Annotated in this window: 18 protein-coding genes; 7 read left to right on the top strand and 11 right to left on the bottom strand. The window is 68.8% G+C overall.

Annotated elements, in window-relative coordinates:
• Positions 1 to 12 precede the first annotated feature (12 nt).
• The gene (locus F1C10_RS12610) at positions 13 to 735 is read left to right on the top strand and encodes an arylesterase (RefSeq protein ID WP_374939382.1); all 723 of its coding nucleotides are present in this window, start codon (positions 13 to 15) and stop codon (positions 733 to 735) included.
• A gap of 56 nt (positions 736 to 791) precedes the next feature.
• On the opposite strand, the gene F1C10_RS12605 is transcribed toward F1C10_RS12610, so the two are convergent.
• From F1C10_RS12605 to lgt, 6 genes are all read right to left on the bottom strand, one after another.
• Positions 792 to 1,367 (bottom strand): opacity protein, encoded by a 576-nt coding sequence (locus tag F1C10_RS12605; RefSeq protein WP_185206650.1) that lies wholly within the window; start codon positions 1,365 to 1,367, stop codon positions 792 to 794.
• A gap of 137 nt (positions 1,368 to 1,504) precedes the next feature.
• Positions 1,505 to 2,062 carry an MAPEG family protein gene (locus tag F1C10_RS12600; protein ID WP_258042909.1) on the bottom strand — a complete coding sequence of 186 codons (558 nt, stop codon included), beginning with the start codon at positions 2,060 to 2,062 and terminating at the stop codon, positions 1,505 to 1,507.
• Entirely contained in the window at positions 2,059 to 2,832 is a 774-nt protein-coding gene (gene pgeF / locus F1C10_RS12595) for a peptidoglycan editing factor PgeF (RefSeq protein ID WP_185206648.1), read from the bottom strand. The genes F1C10_RS12600 and pgeF overlap by 4 nt, the downstream gene beginning before the upstream one ends.
• A complete protein-coding gene (locus tag F1C10_RS12590; protein ID WP_185206646.1) occupies positions 2,829 to 3,344 on the bottom strand; it encodes a GNAT family N-acetyltransferase in 516 nt (171 codons plus the stop codon). The genes pgeF and F1C10_RS12590 overlap by 4 nt, the downstream gene beginning before the upstream one ends.
• Positions 3,341 to 4,393 (bottom strand): class I SAM-dependent methyltransferase, encoded by a 1,053-nt coding sequence (locus tag F1C10_RS12585; RefSeq protein WP_258042908.1) that lies wholly within the window; start codon positions 4,391 to 4,393, stop codon positions 3,341 to 3,343. The genes F1C10_RS12590 and F1C10_RS12585 overlap by 4 nt, the downstream gene beginning before the upstream one ends.
• Before the next feature lie 16 nt (positions 4,394 to 4,409).
• Positions 4,410 to 5,285: a prolipoprotein diacylglyceryl transferase gene (lgt, locus tag F1C10_RS12580; RefSeq protein WP_185210230.1), complete on the bottom strand. Its 876-nt coding sequence runs from the start codon at positions 5,283 to 5,285 to the stop codon at positions 4,410 to 4,412.
• Positions 5,286 to 5,374: 89 nt separating this feature from the next.
• Here lgt and F1C10_RS12575 point away from each other — a divergent pair, with 89 nt between their 5' ends.
• From F1C10_RS12575 to phbB, 4 genes are all read left to right on the top strand, one after another.
• Entirely contained in the window at positions 5,375 to 7,078 is a 1,704-nt protein-coding gene (locus F1C10_RS12575; protein ID WP_185206644.1) for a class I adenylate-forming enzyme family protein, read from the top strand.
• A 105-nt stretch (positions 7,079 to 7,183) separates the two neighbouring features.
• Positions 7,184 to 9,388: a molybdopterin cofactor-binding domain-containing protein gene (locus F1C10_RS12570; protein WP_185206642.1), complete on the top strand. Its 2,205-nt coding sequence runs from the start codon at positions 7,184 to 7,186 to the stop codon at positions 9,386 to 9,388.
• Positions 9,385 to 10,392 (top strand): ferrochelatase, encoded by a 1,008-nt coding sequence (hemH, locus tag F1C10_RS12565; protein WP_185206640.1) that lies wholly within the window; start codon positions 9,385 to 9,387, stop codon positions 10,390 to 10,392. Before F1C10_RS12570 ends, hemH begins: the two co-directional genes overlap by 4 nt.
• Positions 10,393 to 10,426: 34 nt before the next feature.
• The gene (phbB, locus tag F1C10_RS12560; protein WP_185206638.1) at positions 10,427 to 11,149 is read left to right on the top strand and encodes an acetoacetyl-CoA reductase; all 723 of its coding nucleotides are present in this window, start codon (positions 10,427 to 10,429) and stop codon (positions 11,147 to 11,149) included.
• A 278-nt stretch (positions 11,150 to 11,427) separates the two neighbouring features.
• On the opposite strand, the gene F1C10_RS12555 is transcribed toward phbB, so the two are convergent.
• Positions 11,428 to 11,742 carry an antitoxin Xre/MbcA/ParS toxin-binding domain-containing protein gene (locus tag F1C10_RS12555; RefSeq protein ID WP_185206636.1) on the bottom strand — a complete coding sequence of 105 codons (315 nt, stop codon included), beginning with the start codon at positions 11,740 to 11,742 and terminating at the stop codon, positions 11,428 to 11,430.
• Positions 11,739 to 11,915, bottom strand: a complete 177-nt coding sequence (locus F1C10_RS12550) for a hypothetical protein (protein ID WP_185206634.1) — start codon at positions 11,913 to 11,915, stop codon at positions 11,739 to 11,741. The genes F1C10_RS12555 and F1C10_RS12550 overlap by 4 nt, the downstream gene beginning before the upstream one ends.
• Positions 11,916 to 12,056: 141 nt before the next feature.
• On the opposite strand from F1C10_RS12550, the gene F1C10_RS12545 reads away from it, so the two are divergent.
• Positions 12,057 to 14,804, top strand: coding sequence for a [protein-PII] uridylyltransferase (locus F1C10_RS12545; protein WP_185206632.1), 2,748 nt, complete (start codon positions 12,057 to 12,059; stop codon positions 14,802 to 14,804).
• A gap of 45 nt (positions 14,805 to 14,849) precedes the next feature.
• The gene (locus F1C10_RS12540) at positions 14,850 to 15,230 is read left to right on the top strand and encodes a VOC family protein (RefSeq protein WP_185206630.1); all 381 of its coding nucleotides are present in this window, start codon (positions 14,850 to 14,852) and stop codon (positions 15,228 to 15,230) included.
• Between the two features lie 90 nt (positions 15,231 to 15,320).
• Here F1C10_RS12540 and F1C10_RS12535 read toward each other — a convergent pair whose 3' ends face one another.
• The 3 genes from F1C10_RS12535 to F1C10_RS12525 form a co-directional block, all read right to left on the bottom strand.
• Positions 15,321 to 18,143, bottom strand: coding sequence for a TonB-dependent receptor (locus F1C10_RS12535; protein WP_185206628.1), 2,823 nt, complete (start codon positions 18,141 to 18,143; stop codon positions 15,321 to 15,323).
• 238 nt (positions 18,144 to 18,381) lie between these two features.
• Positions 18,382 to 18,915 (bottom strand): translation initiation factor IF-3, encoded by a 534-nt coding sequence (gene infC / locus F1C10_RS12530; protein WP_185206626.1) that lies wholly within the window; start codon positions 18,913 to 18,915, stop codon positions 18,382 to 18,384.
• Between the two features lie 132 nt (positions 18,916 to 19,047).
• The gene (locus F1C10_RS12525; RefSeq protein WP_185206625.1) at positions 19,048 to 21,876 is read right to left on the bottom strand and encodes a TonB-dependent receptor; all 2,829 of its coding nucleotides are present in this window, start codon (positions 21,874 to 21,876) and stop codon (positions 19,048 to 19,050) included.
• Between the last annotated feature and the right edge of the window lie 91 nt (positions 21,877 to 21,967).

Here is a 21,967-nt window from a genome sequence, read left to right as displayed (position 1 = left end):
GCTCCCGACATGATGGTGATGCGACATCTGGTGGCCGCGCTGGCGCTTGTCCACCTGAGCGCGGCGTGCAGCCCGACGCGTGACGACAGGGCGGGCATCGACAATGCCGCCGCGCCCGCCGCCGCGCCGGCGAACGTGGTGCAGGCCGCTGCGCCGCAAGGCGACCGGCGGCTGATCGTGGCGTTCGGCGACAGCCTGTATGCGGGCTACAATCTGCCCGCGGGTGACGGCTTCGCACCGGTGCTGGAGCGCGCGCTGACAGCGCAAGGGGTGTCGGCGCAGGTGATGAACGCCGGCGTGTCGGGCGATACCAGTGCGGGTGGACGCAGCCGGCTCGGCTTCGTGCTCGACGGACTGCCGCGCAAGCCCGATCTCGTCGTGCTGGGGCTGGGCGCGAACGACATGCTGCGCGGGCTCGATCCGGCGGCGACACGGACCAACCTCGACGCGATGCTGGCGACGCTGAAGACGCGCGGCATTCCCGCGATGCTGACCGGCATGATCGCCGCGCCGAACATGGGCGCGGACTATGCCGGCGCGTTCAACGCCATCTATCCCGATCTGGCGAAGAAATACGGCGTGCCGCTCTACCCGTTCTTCCTCGACGGCGTGATCACCGATCGGAACCTGCTGCTGGGCGACGGCATCCATCCCAATGCCGCGGGCGTGAAGCGGGTGGTGGCGAAGGTGGCGCCGATCGTGGCGGACGCACTGCCGCCCACCGCCGGCCAATGAAAAAGGGGCCCCGGCGGCGTGCCGGAGCCCCTTCCGAAATCAGCCGATCTTCCGGATCAGAAGTGGCCGATGACGCCGATCATCGGGCGGACCGATTCGAACTCGCCGGTGGTCGACACTTCGGCGCGCAGCCGGATGCCTTCCTTCTTGGTCAGCCCGTCGAGACCGATCGCCCCCGGGCCGAACTCGCCGCCGATGCCATAGGACACGCGCCCGAAATCGGGGCTGTTGTTGCCGTAGCGATCGAAGTTGATCCAGCGGTAGCCGGCCTTGACGTAGACGAGGCCCGTTTCACCGGCGCGCGCGCCGACGCGGCCGTGCACGCCATATTCCCAATCGATATCACCGGTGAAGCCCTTGGCGGCATTGCCTTCGACACCGACGAAGAACCCGCCGAGCGGCACGTTGACGCCGGCGACGCCCTCGACCAGCCCGCCCTTGAGGCGATTACCACGCGGGCTGGCGGGGATGCCACCGCCCGGGTTGCTTTCGAACCCCTCGTAGCCGCCCATCACGCCGACGTACGGATCGATGCCGAACGCGCGCGAACCATCGGTGGTGGTATCCTGCGCTGCAGCGACGGCGGGAACGAGGAAAACGGCAGCAGTCGCCGCCAGGATCAACTTCTTCATAAAAATACCTTTGAAGCGAGCCGCCTACTTCATGCGCGGCTCGCGAATAAAAACCGCCGGCGCCGGGCATGTTTCCACGTGCGTTGCAAAAGCGGCGGCGTGTTGCAGCGCGGTAACAGTAGAATGGTAGCTTTGCGCTAGGCCGGCGACGACGCGCCTACCCGAGCCAAGCGGAGTGCGGCGAGTGCGAGCGCGACGATCGTCGGGTAGAAGGTGAGGCCGAAACCGAATGCGCGCCGCGCGGCACCGCGGGCGTATCCAAGCGCGAAGCAGCCACGACCGAGGCAGAACAGCGCGGCGAAAACCGGGACGAGCGCGATCTCCCGCTCCCGGGCGACACTGGCCAGCGCGAGGTGCGCGAAGACGGCGAGCGTCACCTGTTCGTGCGTGTTGGCGAGGATCGCGCGGCCGACCGCCACGGGCGGCGTCGCCGCGGCAAAGGCCGCGCCGTCGATATCGGCGGCGGAGAAGAAGCGCCGTGACGCCACTGCGGCGATCGCGAGCAGCAGCGTCGCCACAACGGGGATGTCGCAGCGGAGCGCAAAGACGAGGCGGTCTGCGGTGGTCGGCATCGCGGGCAGCAGGCTGCCGCCCCAGCGAAGCGCCACGATCGCCGCGACGATCGTCACCCCCGCCGCCGCCGCCATGCCGATCGCGACGCCGCGCTGCTGCGAAGCAAACGGCGGCGCGCTCACCCAGACAAACCAATGATCGCGATCTGGCGGCCGTAGCTCGGCTCGCCGCGATGGGTCGCGCGGCGGTAGCTGAAGAAGCGCTGCTCGTCGGCATAGGTATCGAGCCCCAGCGCCTCGATCCGGCGAACACCGGCGGCGGCGAGGCGATACGCGACATAGGCTTCGAGATCGAACTGCGCGTGGCCGGGTCGGGCATCGACGAAGAAGCGCTCGTTCGCCGGATCGCTGCCCTCGAAACGCTGGCGGAACGCGTCGTCCACTTCGTAGCTCGCACGCGCGATGCACGGGCCGATCGCCGCGACGATTGCCTCGCGCCGCGCACCCAGCGCCTCCATCGCCGCGACCGTCGTGTCGGTGACACCGGCGAGCGCGCCCTTCCACCCGGCATGCGCGGCACCGACGACCCCCGCCGCGGGATCGGCGAGCAGCACCGGCGCGCAATCGGCGGTGAGGATGCCGAGCGCGAGCCCCGGCGTCGCGGTGACCAGCGCGTCGGCGCGTGGCCGCTCGGCTAGGAGCGCATCCAGCGTCACGCAGTCGGCGGAATGGACCTGGTAGCAGGTGGCGAGCGCGGCGCCGGGCAGCACCGCGGCGAGCGCGCGCGCGCGGTTCTCCGCCACCGCGGCGGGATCGTCATCCGACCCCAGCCCGACGTTGAGCCCGCCGTGGATCCCGGCGGAGACGCCGCCGCGCCGACCGAGGAAACCGTGCGCGACGCCGTCGAGCGCGCGGGCGCGGATCGCCTCGACCTGATCGGCGACGCCCGTCACAGATCGAGCCGCATGATGAGATCGCGGTCGATCTGGCTGCCCGTCTGGAAGGCATAGTCGCCGACGTGGACGAAGCCGTGCTTGGCATAGAAGGCGCGCGCGCGATCGTTGCCCTCCCAGACGGTGAGGAGGATCGTGGGCGTGCCGCGGCGGCGTGCGAGCCCCTTCGCCCAATCGAGCAGCGCGGGCGCGACGCCGCTGCCGTGCGCCGCGGGATCGACGTAGAGCTGGTGGAGGTGGATCGTCCCCGCGGTCGGCACCTCGCCGTCGAAGAAGGTGGGGCCAAGCTTGCAATAGCCGACGACGACGCCGTCCTTCAGCGCGACCTGAAAGTCGTAGGCGGGATCGGCAAGGTGGCGGCGCAGCGTGCCGGCGGGGCCGTAGGCGTTGGCGACATAGGCATCGATATCCGCCGGTGGGGCGGAATGCGCGAAGGTCGCGAGCCAGACGCGGCGCGCCATCTCGTCGATCGCCGCCCCATCGGTGGCGACGGCGTTGCGATAATCGATCATGCGAAGCCTGCCGGCCGTGGCCAATCAGGATGGTGGATGGCGAGCACCTTGAACAACGTGCCCATCGCGTCGACCAGCCGATCGCGATCGGCGGCGACCTTTGGCCCGAGCGCCGCGGCGCGCGCATCGATGCCGAGCGTGCGGAGGAACTCGCCCTGCCGGTCCGGCCCGGCGATGCGCGCGCCGCTGGCGAGGCCGACCGCGCCCAGCGTCGCGAAATCGACGTGCGCGGTGAGATCGCGCTCGCCCGGCGCCTCGAACGGATTGGCAAAGGCGTGGCCGCGCACCGCCTGCAGCGTGTCGCCGATCGCCGGGCCTTCGTAGCCATAGTCGATCAGCAGCGCCGCGCCGCCCTGCGCCACGATCCGCGCGGCGAGGACGCGCATGATCCCGACGCTGGCGGGCGAGGTTTCGATGATCGACCCGGCGGGGGCATCGACGAGGTGCGGCGGGATGATCGCGTCGGGCACCTGCTTGCCCGGAATTGGCAGGAAGAGCGTATCTTGGCAGGCGACGAAGCGTTCGTGCCAGCTGCCCGCGCGCCGGACGAGCTGGCGGATCGGCAGCGCATCGAAGAATTCGTTGGTGACGACGATCAGCGGGCGATCGGTGGGGAGATCCTCGACATCGTCGTGCCACGTCGCGCCGGGAACGCGCTTCGCCTGTTCGGCGCGGAGCACCGGGCTCGTCTCGACGAAGTGGACGGGCGGCGCGAAGCCCGCCTTCGCCGCGGCGCGCATCGCATCGGCGGTGAGCGTGCCGCGCCCCGGGCCGAGCTCGACCCAGCGCACGTCGGGGCGGCCGGCGCGATCCCACAGGTCCGCCGCCCACAGCCCGATCAGCTCGCCGAACATCTGGCTGATCTCGGGCGCGGTGGTGAAATCGCCCGCCGCGCCGAGCGGATCGCGCGTCGCGTAATAATGCGCGTTGGCGGCGGCCATATACTGGCTGACCGGGATCGGCCCGCCGAGCGCGATTGCGCGGGCGAGCCGTTCGGGCAGCGGGCCGTCCGCGCCGGGTGCGGGATCGGCGGATGGAGCAGCCGTCATCGCTGGCGCCGGCGCGTCAGGCGACGCTCTCGCCGCCGGCGATCGGCTCGACCCGCTGGCGGCGGCCCGGCGCGGTGACGACGAGATAGAGCCCGCCGGCGATCATCGGCAGGCAGAGCAGCTGCCCCATGTGGATCGTGGTGGCGAAGAAGGTGCCGGCGAACTGCGAATCGGGCTCACGAAAGAATTCGACGATGAACCGCGCCACGCCGTAGCCGACGAGGAACAGCCCGACGAGCTTACCCGGCTGGTAACGCGCCTTGGTGCGCCAGAAGAAGAACCACAGGATTGCGAAGAGGACGATGCCTTCCAGCCCCGCCTCGTACAGCTGGCTGGGATGGCGCGCCGGCTCGGGCACGCCGATCGGCACCGTGCGGTCGAACACGATGCCCCATGCCGCTTGCGTCGGCTTGCCCCATAATTCGCCGTTCACGAAATTGGCGAGCCGGCCGAAGAACAACCCGAACGGCACCACGCAGGCGACGTAATCGTGGATGCGCAGCCAGTTGAGCCCGTTCTTGCGCGCGAACAGGATGATCGCCAACGATGTGCCGATCACCCCGCCGTGGAAGCTCATCCCCCCGTCCCACAATCGCAGGATGCGCAAGGGATGGAGCAGCATCTCCGGGGCATAGAACAGGACGTAGCCGATCCGCCCGCCCAGAATGATGCCGAGCGTGGCGTAGAAGACGAGATCGTCGGCATGGCGCCGCGCCATCGGTGCGCCGGGCTGGTCGAGGAGCTTCAGCAGATACCACCAGCCGATGACGATGCCGGCGATATAGGCGAGGCTGTACCAGCGCAGCGTGAAGAAGCCGATCGAGAACACATCGGGATGCAGGCCGAGCTCCGCGAAGCGGATATGGCCGGTGGCCGCCGCGGCAGCAATCATTTGAGGCAGGATCAAGGCTTTCCCCTATCGCGTCGCGCCTGCATAAAGGGGCCGGGCAGCAAGACCAATAGCCATGCGGAGAGCGTTGCATGAAGACCGAACTCGATCACAAGATGGACGCTGTGATGGCGGCGATGACCGCAGAGGGTGGCCCGCTTGCGCTCGGTTCGATCGCGCGCTTCGGCCGCGAGCTGCCGATCATCGCCGGCGCGCCGCCGACGCTGCCGGCCTATTTCGATCATTATTGCCAGCAGCACGCCGGCACCGAATTCCTCGTCGCGGGCGATGAGCGGCTGACCTACGCCGACGTTCACGAGCGCGCGCGCGCCGTCGCGGCGGCGCTGGCGAGCGGCTTCGGCGTCGGCAAGGGCGACCGCGTCGGCATCGCCGCGCGCAATTCGCCGTCGTGGATCGTCCTGTACATGGGCATCCTGATGGCGGGCGGCGTCGCGACGCTGCTCAACGGCTGGTGGCAATCGGAAGAATTGCAGGCGAGCATCGAGGATGTCGGCTGCAACCTCGTCTTCGCCGATCCGCCGCGCTGCAAGCGGCTCGCCGCGATCGGCCAGCTGAACGCCACCGTGGTCGAGTTCGACGACCTGCAGCCGGTCGACACCGCGCTGAAGCCGATCCTGGCGAAGGGCGCGGGCGAGGCCGAGTTGCCGCAGGTGGGGCCGGACGACCACGCGACGATCCTGTTCACCTCGGGTTCGACCGGCCAGTCGAAGGGCGCGCTGTCGACGCATCGCCAGGTGACGCAGGGCGTCTTCAACTATCTCGGCTCGGCGATGATGATGCTCGCGATCGCGGCGCAGGACGGGCAGGAAGCGGGTGCGCTGCAGCCGTCGACGCTGCTCAACGTGCCGCTGTTCCACGTCACCGCCGAGGTGCCGGTGATGCTGCAGTCGTTCGCGATCGGGCGCAAGCTGGTGCTGATGCCCAAGTGGGACGCGGAGGAGGCGATGCGCCTCATCCAGCAGGAAAAGATCACCTATTTCGTCGGCGTGCCGCTGATGAGCTTCGAGATGCTGACGCATCCCAACCGCCACAAATACGACCTGTCGAGCGTCGCCGACATCGCCGCGGGCGGTGCGCCGCGCCCGGTGGAGCACGTCAAGCGGATCGACGAGGAGATGGAGGGCGCGCCGCTGATCGGCTACGGGCTGACCGAGACGAACGGCGTCGGCACGGGCAACTGGCGGTCGAACTATCTCGCCAAGCCCAATTCGGCCGGGCGCCCGTCGATGCCGCTGGTCGACCTCGCGATTCTGGACGACGCCGGCAAGCCGGTGGCGCAGGGCGAGCGCGGCGAAGTCGCAATCCGGTCGGCGGCGAACTTCCAGGAATATTGGGGCAAGCCGGACGCGACCGCGAGCGCCTATACCGCCGACGGCTATTTCCGCACCGGCGACATCGGCTATCTCGACGAGGACGGCTATCTGTTCATCGTCGACCGCAAGAAGGACATCATCATCCGCGGCGGCGAGAACATCAGCTGCCAGGAGGTCGAGGCGGCGCTGTACGAGCACCCGGATGTAGCGGAAGCCGCGGTGTTCGGCCTGCCGGACGAGAAATACGGCGAGGTGCCGGGCGCGGTCGTGCATTTGTCGAGCCGCGGTGCGGTGACCGCGGAGGACATTACCGCCTTCCTCCACCAGCATATCGCCGCCTTCAAGGTGCCGGCCAAGATCTGGCTGTCCGACGACGCGCTGCCGCGGCTGGGCACGGAGAAGATCGACAAGGTGGGGCTGCGCACCCGCTATCGCGCACTGGCGAACACAGAGGCGGCGTGACCGGCCGGGCGCCGGTGGCGGAGGCTGCCGGCGCACGCGCCACCCCGTCGCCTCACCCGCGCAAGCCCGATGACGGCGCGGCGATCGCGGGCTAAGCCCGCGCGGATGATCTCGCGGCGTTCCTTGCTGGTGACCGGTGGCGCGGGGGTGGGCCTGGCGCTCGCCTGGGCGGTATGGCCGCGCGACTATGCGGTCGATCTGGCCCCGGCGGCGGGCGAGACCCAATTCGGCGCGTGGCTCAAGATCGCCGAGAATGGGCAGATAACCGTCGCAGTGCCGCAGGCGGAGCACGGCCAGGGCGTGTGGACGGTGCTGCCGCAGATCCTGGCGGACGAGCTGGGCGCCGACTGGCGCACGATCGGGGTGGAGGCGGCGCTGCCGAGCCCGCTCTACGCCAATCCGCTCGCCGCCGACGCGCTGTTCGGCACCGGGCGCGTGCCCGAGGCGGTGCGGCGCGAGCATTGGGTGCGATCGGCGCTGGTGCTGACCGGCGGATCGACATCGGTGCGGATGTTCGAGCAGCCGCTGCGCGAGGCAGGCGCGGCGGCGCGCGTGCTGCTGTGCCGCGCGGCGGCGGCGCGCTGGAGCATCGAGTGGGACGCGTGCGAGACGCGCGACGGCTTCGTCGTCGCCGGCAACCGGCGGCTGCGCTTCGGCGAGCTCGCCGCGGCGGCGGCGCGCGAGACGCTGCCCGACGATCTGCCGCTGCGCATCGGCGACGCGGGTCGGCTGACCGGGCAGCCGCTGCCGCGGCTCGACGCGCCGGCAAAGGTCGACGGATCGGCCAATTTCGCCGCCGACGTGCGGCTGCCCGACATGGTCTTCGCCAGCATCTGCCAGGGCCCGGCGGGGGGTGAGAGCCGGCTGGTGCGCGTCGATCGCGCGGCGGCGGACCGGGTGAGCGGCGTCATTGCCGTCTTGGAGAATACGCGCTGGGTCGCGGCGGCGGCGAACAACTGGTGGGCGGCGAACCGCGCGATCGCCGCGCTCGCGCCGCGCTTTACCACGCGCGGTGCGCTGGCGGACGATGCGGCGATCGCGCGCGCGCTCGACGCCGCGCTGCGGGGTGAAGGTCGCCGCTTGGCGGCGATCGGCGACGTGGCGGAGGTGCTGCAAGGCGACGTGGTGCGCGCCGACTATGCGATCGGCGTTGGCGTCCACGCCGCGATCGAGACGCCGACCGCGACGGCGTGGTGGCATGCCGACCGGCTCGAACTGTGGGTGGCGACGCAGGCGCCGGGCGCGGCGCGCGCGGCGGCGGCGCGCGCGATCGGCGTGAGCGAAAGCGCGGTCACGATTCACCCGATGCTGATCGGCGGATCGTTCGGCCAGGCGCTGGAGCATGACGCGATCACGCAGGCCGCGATGCTGGCGGTGACGCTCAAACGCCCGGTGCAGCTCACTTGGTCGCGGCGCGAGGCGATTCTGCACGATCGCTTCGGCGCGCCGGCCAAGGCGCGCATGGCGGCGCGGATGGCGAGCGACGGGCGTATCCTCGAATGGCAGGCGAAGATCGCGACTCCGGCGACCGGCGCGGCGCTGGCGGCGAGACTTGCGCCGGGCGATCCGCTGCTGCGCGCCGACGCGCTGCTGCCCGAGCGGGCGGACGGCTACGCGATGTCGGGCGCGGTGCCGCCGTATCGGCTCCCAGCACTGGCGATCGACCATCACGTCGCCGATCTGCCGATCGCCGTCGGCCACCTGCGCGGCCACGCGGACCGCGCCAACGCCTTTTTCACCGAATGCTTCCTCGACGAGCTGGCGCATCGCGCGGGCGCGGAGCCGATGTCGTACCGCATCGGCATGTTGGGGCACGACGCGCGGCTTGCGCGCTGCCTGACGACGGCGGCGTCGCTCGGCGGGTGGGACGGCGGGCGGCCGGGTAGCGGCCAGGGACTCGCCTGCCACGCGATGGCCGGCAGCAGCATCGCGATCCTCGCCGAGGCACAGTTCGACGGCGCGGGGCGGCCGCGCGTCGACCGGATTGTCGCCGCGGTCGATGCCGGGCGGGTGATCAATCCCGACGTGGTGCGCCAGCAGATCGAGGGCGGCATCGTACTAGGGCTGGCGCTCGCCACCGGCGCGGGGCCGGGATTCACCGGCGGCGTCGCCCGCGCGCAACGGATCGGTGATCTCGCGCTGCCGCGCCTCGCCGACACGCCCGAGATTACGGTCGAGCTGCTGCCCAGCGATGCCGATCCCGGCGGGATCAGCGATCTCGGCGTAGCGGCGGTGGCCCCGGCGATCGCCAACGCACTGAGCGCGGCGACCGGCAACCGGCTGCGCACCCTGCCGTTTGGAGCATCATGACCCTGCCCCCCGACCATCCCCCCATTCCCCCGCGCCGGATCGGCGTGCTGCTGATCAACCTCGGCACGCCCGACGCGCCCGATGCGCGATCGGTGAGGCGCTATCTCGCCGAATTCCTGTCCGACCGGCGCGTCGTCGAGATCCCGCAGATCGTGTGGCAGCCGATCCTGCGCGGTGCGGTGCTGACGACGCGGCCGAAGAAATCGGCGCACGCCTACGGCCAGGTGTGGCGCGACGACGGATCGCCGCTCGCCGCGATCACGCGCGCGCAGGCGGCGGCGCTACGTGATGCCTTAGGGCCGCAGGTGATGGTCGATCACGCGATGCGCTACGGGCGGCCGGCGATCGCCGACCGCCTGCAGGCGATGAAGGATGCTGGGTGCGAGCGCATCCTGCTGGCGCCGCTCTACCCGCAATATTGCGCGGCGACGACCGCGACGGCGAACGACAAGGCGTTCGCGCATCTCGCGACGCAGCGTTGGCAGCCCGCGCTTCGCACGCTGCCGCCGTATCACGACGATCCGGCTTATATCGCGGCACTGAAAACGTCGATCGAGGACGGTCTGGCGGCGCTCGATTTCACGCCTGACCTACTGATCGCGAGCTTCCACGGCATGCCCAAGCGCACGCTTCAGCTGGGCGACCCGTACCATTGCCACTGCCAGAAGACCGCGCGGCTGCTGGGCGAGGCGATGGGGCGCGAGGTGCGCATTACCTTCCAATCCCGCTTCGGCCCGGCGAAATGGCTCGAGCCGGCGACCGACACGACACTCGCCGCCTTGCCCGGCGAGGGCGTGCGGAAGGTGGCGATCGTCGCACCGGGTTTTTCCGCCGACTGCCTGGAAACGCTTGAGGAGCTGGCGATCCGCGGGCACGAGACGTTCGAGGAAGCGGGGGGCACGCATTTCGCCTACCTGCCGTGCCTCAACGACAGCGCGGTCGGCATCGATTTGTTACGAACGCTGCTGGCGCGGGAGCTTGAAGGCTGGGTGGCGGCTAAGTAGCGTCGCGGCTGGCTGCGGATTAGGGAGAGGCTGAATGGCACGGGTCGCGATCGTCACGGGCGGAACGCGCGGGATCGGCGAGGCAATCAGCCTGGCGCTCGAGGACATGGGCATGACGGTGGCGGCAAATTACGCCGGCAACGACGAGAAGGCCGCCGCCTTCACCGAGCGGACGGGGATCAAGGCGTACAAGTGGGACGTCGCCGATCACGAGGCGTGCCAGGCGGGCGTCGCGCGCGTCGCGGACGAGCTGGGGCCGGTCGACGTGCTGGTCAACAACGCCGGCATCACGCGCGACGGCACGATCCTGAAGATGACGTACCAGATGTGGAAGGAGGTCATGGACACCAACCTCGGCGGGTGTTTCAACATGGCCAAGGCGGTGTTCCCGGGGATGCGCGAGCGCGGCTGGGGGCGGATCGTCAACATCGGTTCGATCAACGGCCAGGCGGGCCAGTACGGCCAGGTCAACTATGCCGCGGCGAAGAGCGGCATCCACGGCTTCACCAAGGCGCTGTCGCAGGAGGGCGCGCGCGCCGGCGTGACGGTGAACGCGATCGCGCCGGGCTATATCGATACCGACATGGTCGCGGCGGTGCCCGCCGACGTGCTCGACAAGATCGTCGCCAAGATCCCGGTCGGGCGGCTCGGCCAAGCGCACGAGATCGCGCGTGGCGTCGCGTTCCTGTGTTCGGAAGAGGGCGGGTTCGTCACCGGATCGACGCTGAGCATCAACGGCGGCCAGCATATGTACTGACGGGCGTAGGCTCGCGCGCCGCGGGCCGATGCGCGGGCTAGCCGCGCAGCGCCCGGCACGGCCGGCGGGTCGGCCAAGCCGAACCCGTCCGACGACGCGGCTCCGCCGCGGCGTACCTCGCGACCGACCTGTCGATTGCACCTCAGCGCAAAGATTGCGGCATCGTTCGCGGCGCGTAGCGCCCGAGCAGCGCCCGGCACGGCCGGCGGGTCGGCCGAGCCGAACCCGTCCGACGACGCGGCTTCGCCGCGGCGTGCCTAGTTAGTGTCGGCCACGCTTCAGCGCGGTGTGGCAGCCGCGTGCGCGACGATCGCCGCCTCGACCGCGGCCAACCCGACTGCGCTCGCCGTGGCGACGTCGAGCGGGCGGCCGCCGAGCGCGGCGTCGGGTTCGTTGAGGAAGGCGCGCGACGCGTCGCGGCCCATCTTCTCGAACGCGAGGCGTACCGCGCGGCCCTGGCGATCGGCCTCCTCGACGGACAGCTTGGATTTGGTGGCGGCGGTGCGGAACTGGCGCCGCTTCACCACCGGGGCCGCTACCGGCGCGTCACCGGCGTCGGCCACGACGGCGATGGTTTCCGGCGCCGTGCTCATGCGGTGCGGCCGGCGAGCGGGCTGGTGGCGCCGGTATCGGCCTGAAGCGTCGCGATCCGCGCCGCATAGCCGCGCGTGAGCCCGGCGTGCGCGTGACGCGCCTCGGGCGACTCCGCGGCACGTGTGCGCATCAGCGATATCTGGTGGCGGGCGAACAACTGGTTGAGGTCCATCAAAACACTCCGGCGCGTAAGCGGGAGCACGTGCGTCTCTCAGCCGCCAGCGCCTACGGGCGGTGATACTGGCGATTGTTACCATATAGGAACGATTGCGCCCGGTTCCAAGGCGCGTCGCTTTGCCTTACCGCTCGCAGCATGAGCACGCGCTTCGATACGCTTCCCAATCGCCGGGCGATCGTCGATCGCCGCGCACTCGCCGAGGCGATCGACGCGGTCGAGATCAACGACTCCGCGCTGCTGCGCCGTACCGCCACCGCGATGCTCAAGGACGCGCTCGACGCGGGCCGTGCCGAGATCGCGCGGCGGCTTGCCGACCGCCCGTCGCGCGGGCTGGAGGCGGCGAATGCGCAGGCGTTCCTGATCGACCAGCTGCTGCGCATCCTGCTCGATCTCATCACCCAGCGGCTGTACCCGCCGACCAATCGAACCGCGGGCGAGCGCCTGTCGCTGATCGCTGTGGGCGGCTATGGCCGCGGCGAGATGGCGCCGTTCTCCGACGTCGACATCGGCTTCCTGACGCCGTGGAAGCAGACGCCATGGGCCGAGCAGGTCATCGAATCGATGCTCTACGCGCTGTGGGATCTGGGGCTGAAAGTCGGCCATTCGTCGCGCTCGCTCGACGAAATGGTGCGCCAGGCGAAGGGCGACGTGACGATCCGTACCGCGCTGCTCGAAGGGCGGTTCGTGTGGGGCGACACCGCGCTGCACGACGAGGCGATCGCGCGCTTCAAGGCGGAGGTGACGTTCGGCACCGAACGCCAGTTCATCGCCGACAAGCTGGCCGAGCGCAACGTGCGCCACGTCAAGATGGGCGACACGCGCTACGTCGTCGAACCCAATGTGAAGGAAGGGAAGGGCGCGTTGCGCGATCTTCACGCGCTGTTCTGGATCGGCAAGTATATCTACGACGTCGATCGCGCCGCGCAGCTCGTCGACGTCGGGTTGTTTACCCCGGCGGAATACCGCCTGTTCCACCGCGCCGACAATTTCCTGTGGGCGGTGCGCTGCCACCTCCACCTTGCCGCCGGGCGCGCCGAGGACCGGCTGACGTTCGACATGCAGCGCGAGATCGCCGAGCGGATGCGCTTCTCCGACCGGCCGGGCAAGGCGGCGGTCGAGCGGTTCATGCAATATTACTTCCTGCACGCCAAATCGGTCGGCGCGCTGACGGGCGTGTTCCTGGCGCATCTCGACGAGAAGTTCGCGGCGCGCGGGCGGCGCTTCGGGCTGCCGCAGCTGCGCCGGCGCCCGCGCAAGCTGGCGGGCTTCGTGCTCGATCGCGGGCGGCTGGCGCTGCCGCACGACGGCTTCTTCGCCGAGGATCCGGTGCGGCTGATCGAGATCTTCCAGCTCGCCGATCTGCACGGGGTGGAGATCCATCCGCTCGCCGCGCGCGCCGCGACGCGCGACGCCAAGCTGGTCGACGACGTGCGCACCGATCCGCGCGCCAATGCGCTGTTCCTCGACGTGCTGACGAGCCCGCGCGATCCCGAGCTGGTGCTGCGCTGGATGAACGAGACGGGCGTGTTCGGGCGCTTCGTGCCCGATTTTGGCCGCGTTGTCGCGCAGATGCAGTTCGACATGTACCACCATTACACCGTCGACGAGCACACCATCCGCGCGATCGGGCTGCTCGCGCGGATCGAGAGCGGCACGCTCGCCGCCGACCACCCGCTCGCCAGCGCGATTTTCGGCCAGATCCTGTCGCGGCGCGTGCTGTACGTCGCGGTGCTGCTGCACGATATCGCCAAGGGGCGCGGCGGCGACCATTCGATCCTGGGCGCGGCGGTCGCCGAACGGCTGTGCCCGCGCTTCGGGCTGAGCCGCGCAGAGACGGAGACGGTCGCGTGGCTGGTGCGGCATCACCTCTTGATGTCGGCGACGGCGTTCAAGCGCGACCTGTCGGACTTCAAGACGATCCTCGATTTCACTGCGGTGGTGCAATCGGCGGAGCGGCTGCGGCTGCTGCTGATCCTGACGATCGTCGATATCCGCGCGGTCGGCCCCGGCACGTGGAACGGCTGGAAACGCCAGCTGCTCGGCGATCTGTTCGAGGCCGCGGAGGAGGTGCTGCGGCTCGGCCACAAGCAGAAGGGCCGCGGCGAGCGGATCGCCGCAAAGCAGACGAACCTGGCGGCGGCGATGGCGTGGGATGCGGACGCGCTCGCGCGCTACGTCCGCCGATTCCCCGAAGCCTATTGGATCGCCGAGCCCGAGGACGTGCTGCTCCACAATGCGCGCTTCGTCGCACGGATGGGCGAGGCGCGGCTGGCGATCGACGCGCAGGTCTATGCGCAGCGCGGCGCGACGCTCGTCACCGTCTACGCCGCCGACCATCCCGGCATCTTCTATCGCATCGCCGGCGCGATCCACGTCGCTGGCGGGAACATCATCGACGCGCGCATCCATACGACGCGCGACGGCATGGCGCTGGACAATTTCCTGGTGCAGGACCCTTATGGCCGGCCGTTCGCCGAGGACGATCAGCTCGCGCGGCTGCGCACCGCGATCGAGGATGCGCTGGCCAACCGCGGCAAACTGATCGACCGGCTGAAGGCGAAGCCGCTGCCGCGCACGCGTGCCGACGCCTTCGCGATCGAACCCAACGTACTGATCGACAACAAGGCGTCGAACCGCTTCACCGTCGTCGAGGTGACCGCGCGCGACCGGCCGGCGCTGCTCAACCAGCTGGCGCACGCGCTGTTCCAGTCGAAGGTGACGATCCACTCGGCGCATGTCGCGACCTATGGCGAGCGCGCGGTCGACACCTTTTACCTGACCGATCTGACGGGCGACAAGATCGCCAGCGGGCCGCGGCTGAAGACGCTGGAGAAGCGGTTGCTCGATGCCGCCGCGGGGCGCGCGATGGAGCTTGCCGCCTAGCCATCGACGGCGCACCATCCTGTTCGCTCAAGCGGGAGGTGCGCGATGCCGGTACTAGGAATAGGCGGATTGTTCTTTCGCGCGCGCGATCCCGACGCGCTGAGCGCGTGGTACCGCACACATCTCGGCGTCGGCGCGGGGTGCGACGCGACCGGGGACGGCGCGGCGAACGAGTGGTTCTGGCAGACGCAGGGCGGGCCGATGGTGTTCGCGCCATTCCGCGCCGACAGCGATTACTTCGCCGCCGACAAGGCGTGGATGCTCAACCTGCGCGTCAGCGACCTTGCCGGGCTGGTCGCGTCGCTCGCCGCATCCGGCATCGCCGCCGAGACGCGTGCGGAATGGGATTCGCCCGAGACTGGCCGCTTCGCGCGCATCCACGATCCCGAAGGCAATGCGATCGAGCTGTGGGAACCGCCGGCCTGACGGCCAAGAAAAAGGCGGCACCCGGATCGACCGGGTGCCGCCTCTCTCAGGCGATCGGGGAGAGGATGCCCCTCCCCTGCCCGCTTCCGATCAGAAGCGCTTGCGCAGCGTGACGCCGTAGGTGCGCGGCTCGGCGAGGAACGACGAGAAGATCTGGTTCCCGGTACCGCCGAAGCGCTGGACCTGCGCGATGCTGCCTGCGCCCTGGAACGGCGCGTTGAACGCGACCTGCTGATAATCCTGGTCGAACAGGTTCTGCACGAAGCCCTCGATCGCCCAGTTGGCGTCCGGCCCACGCAGGCCGACGCGCGCATTGGCGACGAAGAAGCTGTCCTGCGCCTTCTCGAGGAACAGGTCCGAGCCGGTGTTATAGTCGCTCGACAGACGACCATCGAGGTAGAACAGCGCCGACATGCCGTTGCTGCCGATATCGGGCGTCCAGCTGACCGAGCTCGTCACCACGTTGCGCGGCGCGTTCGACATCTGGCTGCCGGCGAGCAGGAACAGCGCCGGATCGAGCGGCTCGCCCGAGGCCGAGCCGACGAGGTTGCGACGGAACTTGGTGTCGGCGAGCGTATAGCCGAGGTTCACCGCGAAGTTACGCGCCGGGTAGATGCCGATCTCGAGCTCGACGCCCTGGCTGCGCACGCCGGTGCCGACCTTGCCGGCGCACGCGCCGGTCGCGGCCGACGCGTCCTGATCGGCGCCGTTCAGGCTATCCGAGCACGAGCCGATGTTCTGGACGACGAAGTTGGTGCCGTTGAACGTGTTGAGCTGGAAGTTCTCGAAGTCCGAACGGAACACGGTGACATTGGCGGTGAACTGACGCGTCGAATATTTGACGCCCGCTTCGTAGCTGTTGACCAGCTCCGGATCGAAGCGGAGGCGCGCTGCGCCCGCGTTCGTTGGCGGCGCAAAGGCGTTGGGCGCCAGCTCCGACCGATCGAGGTTGTAGCCGCCCGCCTTATAGCCGCGCGAGTAGCTCGCATAGAGCATCAGATCGCGCGTCGGCTTCCACGAGAGGACGCCGGTGCCGGTGAATTCGTCCTCCGCGAAATCATCGCGGAGATCGAGCCCGTTGAGCGCGACCGTCGAGTTGCCGGTGCAGCCCAGCGTGATGATGCCGCCAGCGAGCTGCGCGAGCGCGGCGTTGCCGAGCAGCGGCGCGAGGCTCTGCTGGAGCTGCGGGCAGACGGTGTTGGTGTTGTCGAACGCGGCGCGGAAGTTCTTCGCCTCGTGCGTCCAGCGCAGGCCGGCGGTGATCGACAGCGTATCGGTCAGCTTGAAGATGTTGTGCGTGAAGAACGCGTAATTCTCGCTGTTCTGCTTGTACGTCGCGTTGCGATCGCCGAGGTTGTTGAGCGTCGACAGACGATCAAGTCCCGCGCCGAGCAGGCCGGCGTTCGTCGAGGCGGTGGCGAGCGGCGTGCCGGCAGCGACCTGCGCCTGGATCAAGCCTCCGAGCACGGCTGCACGGCCCGTAACGCCCGGTGCGACGAAGCCGGTACCAAGGCAGCCCGGTGCGGCCGGATTGCGCAGCGCCGCAAGCGGATTGACGGTCGCGACGATGCGGCACGACGCGAAGGCGCCGTACTGCGAACCGAACTGGAGGTTGTCGCCGATCGTCAGGTCTTCGTTCGAGTAGAAGCCGCCGACGAGCCAGTCGAGGCGATCGTCGAACGCCGAACCTTGCAGGCGGACTTCCTGCGTGAAGGTGTGGAACTGGCGGAAGGCGCGGCCGTCGTCGGCGCGGTAGCCGAGATCGACGTTGCCATAGTCGATGTCCGCCGCATTGCCCGCCTTATACTCGCGATAGGCGGTGATCGACGTCAGCGAGGCGTTGCCGAAATCATAGTCGATCTGCATCGACCCGCCGTAATCCTTGGTCTTGTTGCCATAGGCGCGGCCCGGCGAGAAGGCGATGCGGCGGTTGTACGGATCGCCCGCGCTCGGGAACACGCCGCCGAGGCTACGTAGCACGTCGACGATGCGGTTGCCGTTGGGATTGACGGTGAAGTCGCCCGCGACGCCCGGCGTCGGATCGAGCTTCTCGCGCGTGTCGACATAGACCGCGCCGCAGCACTTCTCGTCACGGAAGGTATAGTCGCCGATCAGGCGGACGGTGAGTTCCGAGGTCGGCTCGAACAACAGCTGGCCGCGGACGAAATAGCGATCGCGATTGTTGTAATCGGTGTCGTTGACGACATCGCGGTAGAAGCCGTCGCGCTTGTTGAACACGCCGTCGAGGCGGAACGACAGCACGTCCTTGACGATCGGGCCCGTCACCGCGCCCGCGATGCGGATGTTGTCGTAATTGCCGTAGGTGCCTTCGAGGTAGCCGCCGAACTCGTTCGACGGCGCCTTGGTATAGACGTTGATCGCGCCGGCCGACGCGTTGCGGCCCGACAGCGTGCCCTGCGGCCCGCGCAGCACCTCGATCCGGTCGACCTCGCCGATGTCGTTGAGGCCCGATCCGGTGCGGCTGCGATAGACGCCGTCGATGAATACCGCGACCGAGCTCTCGAGCCCGGGGTTGTCGCCGACGGTGCCGATGCCACGGATACGCGCGGAGGCGTTCGCCTCGCTGCCGGTCGACGAGATGAGCAGCGACGGCGCGAGCTGCACCACGCCGCGGATGTCGTTGGCGCCCGAATTCTGCAGCGCGGCCTGGCTCACCGCCGAAACCGCGATCGGCACGTCGGCGAGGCGCTCGGCACGGCGCGTCGCGGTGACGACAATGTCACCCGCATTGCCGCCCTCGCCGGCCCCCAGATCGGTGTCCGCGGCAGGTGCGGGCTGCGGCGTATCGACCGACGCGGCGGCGGTGGGATCCTGGCTCGGCTGCTGCTGCGCCAGCGCAGGCAGTGCGGCGAACAGGACGGCGGTAGACAAAAGCGAGGCGGCGCGACGCATCGTGCTCTCCGGATTATTTTTTGAAGGTCGGGTTTGGAGCGGCGCGTTTAGGGCCAACGAGGACGCGATCTAGCGAATTTTTGTTGCTGCCCGGCGGTTTCGAATACGGCTGTCGCCCGCGCGCCACGATGCGGCCGAAGCGGTTCGGTTGCGCCGCACAACTGACGTTACGGCAACGCACAAAAAAGGCCGCGTCCGACTGGCGGACGCGGCCGATCGCAAACGGTTCCGATAAAAATTACTTGGGCGCGAGGACCATCAGCATCTGGCGGCCTTCCATGCGTGGATAGGCTTCGACCTTGGCAACCTCCGCCACCTGCTCGGCGACGCGCTGCAGCACCGCCATGCCGAGCTGGCCGTGGCTGAGCTCACGCCCGCGGAAGCGCATGGTGACTTTCACCTTGTCGCCGTCGCCGATGAACTCCTCGACCTTTTTCATCTTCGTATCGTAATCGTGATCGTCGATGTTGGGACGCATCTTGATCTCTTTGATCTCCTGCGTCTTCTGGCTCTTGCGGGCGAGGTTTGCCTTCTTCTGCGCCTCGTACTTGAACTTGCCGACATCAAGGAACTTGGCCACGGGCGGATCGGCGTTGGGCGACACTTCCACGAGATCAAGCCCGACTTCCTTGGCTTGGGCGATCGCTTCGCGGGTGTACAGCACGCCGAGATTCTCGCCCTCGTGATCGATCACGCGGACCTTCTGGCTCTGGATCCATTCGTTGAATCGCGGGCCGTTCATCGGCGGCGCCTGGTTTGGCCGGCGCATCATTGGCGGACGTATGGTTGATTCTCCTGTTTGAACACTTACCGCCAATATAGGCGCTCGCGTTTCAATCCGAAAGATACGAAACGGCCGCCGGCCCGGGGGGACGACGGCCGCGACGTTTGACCGGCGATCGGATCAGAAGCTGCCGCGCAGCGTGACGCCGTACATGCGCGGCTCCCCCGGGAAGCCGACGAACAGCTGGTTGGCGGTCGCCGGGAAGCCCGCCGATGCCGGCGCAGTAACGGTGCCGAGCGATCCGCTGCCCTGGAGCGGCATGTCCGCGCCGATCTGGAAATAGCGCTTGTTGAACAGGTTCTGGCCCCAGAATTCGAGCCCCCAGCGCTTGTCGGCGCCGTAGAGACCGATGCGACCGTTGACCACCGCGAACCCGTCCTGGATCTTCTCGGGATCGAGATCGGAGCCGGTGTTGGTGTCGCTCTGCAGGCGCGTGTCGAGATAGAACAGCGCCGACATCCCGCTGCTGCCGATCTCGGGCGACCAGCTGATCCCCGCGGTGGCGGCGTAGCGTGACGAGTTGGAGACGTTCTGGCCGGGCAGCTGGAACAGCACCGGCGAGAGCGGCCGGCCGCCCGTGCCGACGAGATCGCGGCGGTAGTAGGAGTCGACGTAGGTCAGCGCCATGTTGACCGAGATGTCGCGATACGGACGCAGGAACGCCTCGAGTTCGAACCCCTTGGAGACGACGCCGGGGCGCAGGCGATCGGAATCGCACGCGCCGGTCAGCGCCGAGGCGTCGCGGTCGCCGCCGTTCAGGCTGTCCTTGCACGCCTGGATATTGGTGACTTCGAAATTGACGCCGTTGTAGGTGTTGAGCTGATAATCCTCATACGCCTGGTAGAAAGCGGCGACGTTGACGTCGATGCCGCGGCCGTTGAACTTGGCGCCGACTTCGTACGCCCACACCTTCTCGCTCGCGAAGGCGAGATCGGAGGCCTCGGCGCGGCCGTTGCCCTGCCGGTTCGCCGGCAGGGCGAGGCGCGCGGCGCAGGCGGTGTCGAACGCGGTGAAGCACGGACGATCGAGCGCCGACGTATCGAGGTTGAAGCCGCCCGCCTTGTACCCCTTCGACACCGAACCGTAGACGAGCAGGCTGTCGATCGGCTTGAACGAGAGCACCGCAGTGCCCGTCCACTCGCTGTCGGTGAAGCGCGTGCCCGGCGTGCCGCGCGCGAAATCGGGCGCGGTGCCGTTGGTGACGCACGGCAGCGCGGCGAGCGCTTGGAACGGCGAGTTGACGATCAGCGGACAGATCGCGTTGTTGAGATTGGCGTCGATGCCCAGATCTTTGCGCTCGTGCGTGTAGCGCGCGCCGATCGTGAACATCAGCCGGTCCTCGATGATGTCGACCGTGTTGTGCGTGAAGAAGGCGTAGTTCTCGCTGTCCTGGCGATAGCGCGTGTCGACGTTGCCGGTGCCGTTGATCGCGATATCGGGCTGGCCAAGGCGTGCCGCGAGGCTGCCAAAACCGGGACGCGCGGTGTTGAAGATCAGCGCCTGCAACGTGCCCAGCGACGCGCGGCGCGGATCGGTTGCCGGTAGCGCGTTCAACGCCGCGATCGTGCCCTGCACCACCGGCACGTTGACGCAGAAGGGATTGCTCGTCTGCACCGCGGTCGGCAGCACGCTCGAGAAGAGCGTGCAATTGGCGTAGCGCTCGAAATCGCGGCCATACTTGATGTCGTCGCGGACGTTGAGCTTCTCGTTCGAGTAATAGCCGCCGACGAGCCAGTCGAGCCGGCCGTCGAACGCCTCGCCCTGCAGCCGCAGCTCCTGGCTGAACAGGCGGAAGCGGCGATCAAGGTTGAAGCGGTCAAGCAGGCCGAGCGCGCTGAAATCGCCGTCCTGCCCCTGCTTGTTCTTGTAATCGCGATAGGCGGTGATCGACGTCAGGTTCGCAGGGCCCAGATCATAGTCGATCTCACCCGAGACGCCCCAATCCTCGCTGTCGGAGGTGTAGCGCACGCCCGGCGTCGTCGGCGTCTGATAGTTGAAGCGGCGGCTGGCGGGGATCGCGGGATAGTTCGCGCCGAGTGCCTGGACGAGGCCGAACAGCGCGTTGGGGCCGATCGCGGCGGTGCCGTCGGCCTGGCGCGTCAAGCCGCGAACCGGGCCGAGCAGCACGCCGGCGCAGCAATTCTCGTCGCGCTTCGAATAGTCGCCGATCAGGCGGACCTTGAGCTGGTCGGTCGGCTCGAACGCGAGCTGGCCGCGCAGCAGCCAGCGATCGCGATCGTTCATGTCCGGCTCGCCGGGGGTCAGCGCCTTGATATAGCCGTCGCGCTGCTGCCACACGCCGTCGAGGCGGAAGGCGGCGTTCTCGCCCAGCGGCGCGTTCACGGCGCCCTCAGCGCGCATGAAATCGTAATTGCCGTAGGTGAAGGCGCCCTTCGCCATGAAACGGCCGAGCTCGGGCCCCTTGGTGGTGATGTTGATGAGGCCGGCGGTCGAGTTGCGGCCGAACAGCGTGCCCTGCGGGCCGCGCAGCACCTCGACGCGCTCGATATCGCCGAGTTCGGACAGGCCGACGCCGGTGCGGCTGCGATAGACGCCGTCGATGAACAGGCCGACCGAGCTCTCGAGGCCGGCGTTCTCGCCGACGGTGCCGATGCCGCGGATGCGCGCGGTGAAGTTCACCTCGCTCGTCGCGCCCGAGACGAGCAGCGACGGCGCAACCTGGTTGAGCGCACGCACGTCGGTCGCGCCGGTGTTCTGCAGCGTCTCACCCGATACCGCCGAGATCGCGATCGGCACGTCCGACAGCGCCTCGGAACGGCGCGTCGCGGTGACGACGATATCGCCGGGATCGTCGCTCGCGGCGGGCGCCTGATCGGCGACCGCGGCATCGGCGGCGGGAGAGGTGGTCGACTGCGTCTGCGCCGCCGCGGGCATCGCGAGCGCGAGCGGTGCGGCCGAGAGCAGACAAGTAAGCAACGTCGAGCGCATGTGGCGATCCTCCCCTTTCGGCCCTATCGGCCGGTTTGGGGCGCCTTTAGCGGTGGGGTGACGTTCGCGTCACCTGACACGATCGTCAGGT

Origin of the sequence: Sphingomonas sp. NBWT7, from assembly GCF_014217605.1 — a bacterium.
GTDB lineage: Bacteria > Pseudomonadota > Alphaproteobacteria > Sphingomonadales > Sphingomonadaceae > Sphingomonas.
Note: the sequence above shows the minus strand (reverse complement) of the source record. Positions and strands in the feature narration are given on the sequence as shown.

Bases quoted from the DNA above. Each gene is read 5' to 3' on its own strand.
- F1C10_RS12610 (WP_374939382.1), top strand. From the start codon at position 13: ATGGTGATGCGACATCTGGTGGCCGCGCTGGCGCTTGTCCACCTGAGC.
- F1C10_RS12605 (WP_185206650.1), bottom strand. From the start codon at position 1,367: ATGAAGAAGTTGATCCTGGCGGCGACTGCTGCCGTTTTCCTCGTTCCC.
- F1C10_RS12590 (WP_185206646.1), bottom strand. From the start codon at position 3,344: ATGATCGATTATCGCAACGCCGTCGCCACCGATGGGGCGGCGATCGAC.
- F1C10_RS12585 (WP_258042908.1), bottom strand. From the start codon at position 4,393: ATGACGGCTGCTCCATCCGCCGATCCCGCACCCGGCGCGGACGGCCCG.
- lgt (WP_185210230.1), bottom strand. From the start codon at position 5,285: ATGATTGCTGCCGCGGCGGCCACCGGCCATATCCGCTTCGCGGAGCTC.
- F1C10_RS12575 (WP_185206644.1), top strand. From the start codon at position 5,375: ATGAAGACCGAACTCGATCACAAGATGGACGCTGTGATGGCGGCGATG.
- F1C10_RS12570 (WP_185206642.1), top strand. From the start codon at position 7,184: ATGATCTCGCGGCGTTCCTTGCTGGTGACCGGTGGCGCGGGGGTGGGC.
- hemH (WP_185206640.1), top strand. From the start codon at position 9,385: ATGACCCTGCCCCCCGACCATCCCCCCATTCCCCCGCGCCGGATCGGC.
- phbB (WP_185206638.1), top strand. From the start codon at position 10,427: ATGGCACGGGTCGCGATCGTCACGGGCGGAACGCGCGGGATCGGCGAG.
- F1C10_RS12555 (WP_185206636.1), bottom strand. From the start codon at position 11,742: ATGAGCACGGCGCCGGAAACCATCGCCGTCGTGGCCGACGCCGGTGAC.
- F1C10_RS12550 (WP_185206634.1), bottom strand. From the start codon at position 11,915: ATGGACCTCAACCAGTTGTTCGCCCGCCACCAGATATCGCTGATGCGC.
- F1C10_RS12545 (WP_185206632.1), top strand. From the start codon at position 12,057: ATGAGCACGCGCTTCGATACGCTTCCCAATCGCCGGGCGATCGTCGAT.
- F1C10_RS12540 (WP_185206630.1), top strand. From the start codon at position 14,850: ATGCCGGTACTAGGAATAGGCGGATTGTTCTTTCGCGCGCGCGATCCC.
- F1C10_RS12535 (WP_185206628.1), bottom strand. From the start codon at position 18,143: ATGCGTCGCGCCGCCTCGCTTTTGTCTACCGCCGTCCTGTTCGCCGCA.
- infC (WP_185206626.1), bottom strand. From the start codon at position 18,915: ATGATGCGCCGGCCAAACCAGGCGCCGCCGATGAACGGCCCGCGATTC.
- F1C10_RS12525 (WP_185206625.1), bottom strand. From the start codon at position 21,876: ATGCGCTCGACGTTGCTTACTTGTCTGCTCTCGGCCGCACCGCTCGCG.